Genomic DNA, 2,772 nt, shown 5'->3' with positions numbered 1-2,772 from the left:
TTCCTATCCGGCGCGCGACGGAACCCAGATTCCTGGTTACCTAACCCTACCACCCGGCTCGGATGGTAAGGGGTTACCGGCAATTGTTCTGCCACACGGTGGGCCAAGCGCACGCGATGAATGGGGTTTTGACTGGCTCGTGCAGTTCTTCGTCGCCCGTGGTTATGCTGTCCTGCAGCCTAACTACCGCGGCTCGGCGGGATATGGCGAGGCTTGGTTTGGCAAGAACGGCTTCCAAGCCTGGCCGACCGCTATCGGCGATGTGAATGACGCTGGCCTCTGGCTGGTTTCGCAGGGGATCGCGTCCGCTGATCAATTGGCAATCGTTGGCTGGTCATATGGTGGATATGCCGCTTTGCAGGCGCAGGTCCTGGACCCTGATCTTTTCCGCGCGGTGGTGGCGATTGCACCGGTGACGGATCTTCTGGAGATGCGGGAATATGCGCGTGGGTACACCAATTCGCGACTTGTATCCGCCTTCCTCGGTGAAGGGCCTCATCTCACCACGGGCAGCCCCGCGCGCCATGCGGACGCATTTCACGCCCCAGTCTTGCTGTTTCACGGTACTCTCGACCAGAATGTAAATGTTCAACAGTCCCGCATCATGGAAGATCGGTTGAAGAGGGCAGGCAAGGCTGTCGAATACGTCGAATACGAGGATCTCGCTCACTCACTCTCCGACAGCAAGGTGCGAACCGATATGCTTGTCAGGATCGACAAATTTCTTGGCTCGCAACTCGATCGCTAGGTGGTGCGATGCATCCACTTGGTTTGCGAAATTGGTGGAATGTTGAAACTGGGGTAACTGTCTGACGATGAGCGACAATCGGTTTCCAATTGTAGTCTCCGCAAAGTGGGGTCTTCCTTATGCTGAGGATCAGACGAAGGCGGTGGTCCAGCGGGAGCAGACTTATATCGTCGCCTTCGCAGTTCTCACCATCCTGGCATGGCAAACCGAGTTCGGCACGCTTGCACTGATGCCTTTCACGCTGCTTTCGACTTGGTGGCATGAAATGGCCCACGGGTTGACCGCTGCGGCATTGGGGGCCGATTTCCAGCGCCTGGTGATCTTTGCCAATGGTTCAGGCTACGCTGAAAGCACTGGTAGGCTGTGGGCCGTCGGTCAGGTGATCGTATCTGCGGCGGGCTTACTTGGCCCGAGCATTGCGGGATCGCTGATGATCATTGCTTCGCGTTCGCGCAGGGCCACCCGCCTTGCCCTTCTTGGCTTGGGAGGGGCACTCCTCGTCAGCACATTGATCTGGGTGCGATCGGTGACGGGGTGGGTCGTCCTGCCGATGTTCGCGCTGGCCGCATTCTACATTGCGTTACGCGGCAATGAGAAATGGCAGCGGATCGCAGTCGAGTTTTTGGGTGTTCAGGGCGCGGTGAGCGTCTATCAAGATTTCGGCTATCTGTTTAGTCCGGGTGGGGTCATTGGCGGCCATCTCGTCCTGTCGGATACCGGCAAGATCGCCGATGCCCTGTTCTTGCCCTATTGGGTGTGGGGTGGCCTCATAACCGCCACGATCTTCTCAATGGTCTGGAAATCGCTGCAGATCGCGGCACGTATCTAACACGCAAACGAAAAGGGCGGCCCCGAAGGACCGCCCTTTTGCGTGACGATATCGTCGTGGATCAGCGCGAGTAGAACTCGACGACCAGGTTGGGCTCCATGGTCACCGGGTAGGGCACTTCGTCGAGCTTTGGCACGCGGGTGAAGGTCACCTTGTCGTTGCCGTCGGGTGCGACGTAGTCGGGGATCTCGCGTTCGGGCAGGCCCTGTGCTTCGATCACCAGCGCCATTTCCTGCGCCTTCTTGCCGAGCGAGACGATGTCGCCGACCTTTACGCGACGGCTCGCGATGTTGCACTTCACGCCGTTGACGTAGATGTGGCCGTGCGAAACGATCTGGCGGGCCGAAAAGATGGTCGGTGCAAACTTGGCGCGATAGACAACCATGTCGAGGCGCTGCTCGAGCAGGCCGATCAGGTTCTGACCGGTGTCACCCTTCATGCGCGACGCTTCGATGTAGGTGCGCTTGAACTGCTTCTCGGTCACGTCGCCGTAGTAGCCCTTGAGCTTCTGCTTGGCGCGGAGCTGGAGGCCGAAGTCGCTCATCTTGCCCTTGCGGCGCTGGCCATGCTGGCCCGGACCGTAGGAACGCTTGTTGACCGGCGAATTCGGACGACCCCAGATGTTTTCGCCCATCCGGCGGTCGAGTTTGTACTTGGCGCTGGTGCGCTTCGTCATGAGACGTATTCCTTCAATTTGCTGGACCACCCCTGTGGTGGCCATTCAACCCGGCATCGCACCGCTGAAGCAATTCTCCAGCGCGGCCACCGCTTCACCGGGATACGGGGCCAATTCGCGAGCGCGCGCCCTAGCAGGATTGCACCTCGCGTCAAGTGCTTGGCACTCGCTGGCACCTACGCTAGATTGAAGAGGTTGGTCGCATGCCGGTTCGGAACGGGAGCGACCGCATGTCCAATCAGTTTGATTTCGTAATTGTCGGTGGGGGATCGGCAGGCGCGGTTCTGGCGGCGCGGCTTAGCGAAGACCCGGGTGTGTCGGTCGCTCTGGTCGAGGCGGGAGGAAAGCCGCCGGAGCGCGAAGCCATGCCGATGGCCTGTGCGTCGTTGCAACTTGATCCCGAAACGGACTGGATGTTCAGGGGCAGCGCGGGGAAAGGCGCTCAGGGTTTCCAAGACAAGACGGTACCCGTTCCACGGGGGAGAATGCTCGGCGGGTCGTCGGGCATCAATTACATGG

Annotated in this window: 4 protein-coding genes; 3 read left to right on the top strand and 1 reads right to left on the bottom strand. The window is 59.6% G+C overall.

What is annotated here, in order from left to right:
- Together AAFM29_RS15185 and AAFM29_RS15180 are read left to right on the top strand one after the other, a co-directional pair.
- Positions 1 to 748, top strand: a 748-nt coding sequence (locus AAFM29_RS15185; RefSeq protein ID WP_341713627.1) for an alpha/beta fold hydrolase, incomplete at its 5' end; no start/stop codon positions are given.
- A 67-nt stretch (positions 749 to 815) separates the two neighbouring features.
- Positions 816 to 1,577 (top strand): M50 family metallopeptidase, encoded by a 762-nt coding sequence (locus AAFM29_RS15180; protein WP_341713626.1) that lies wholly within the window; start codon positions 816 to 818, stop codon positions 1,575 to 1,577.
- Positions 1,578 to 1,638: 61 nt separating this feature from the next.
- Here AAFM29_RS15180 and rpsD read toward each other — a convergent pair whose 3' ends face one another.
- Entirely contained in the window at positions 1,639 to 2,253 is a 615-nt protein-coding gene (gene rpsD, locus AAFM29_RS15175) for a 30S ribosomal protein S4 (RefSeq protein WP_341713625.1), read from the bottom strand.
- A 230-nt stretch (positions 2,254 to 2,483) separates the two neighbouring features.
- Here rpsD and AAFM29_RS15170 point away from each other — a divergent pair.
- Positions 2,484 to 2,772, top strand: a 289-nt coding sequence (locus AAFM29_RS15170) for a lycopene cyclase family protein (protein WP_341713624.1), incomplete at its 3' end; no start/stop codon positions are given.

This window comes from Erythrobacter sp., from assembly GCF_038133525.1.
Classification (GTDB): domain Bacteria; phylum Pseudomonadota; class Alphaproteobacteria; order Sphingomonadales; family Sphingomonadaceae; genus Qipengyuania.
This window is presented reverse-complemented; position numbering and strand designations above follow the sequence as displayed.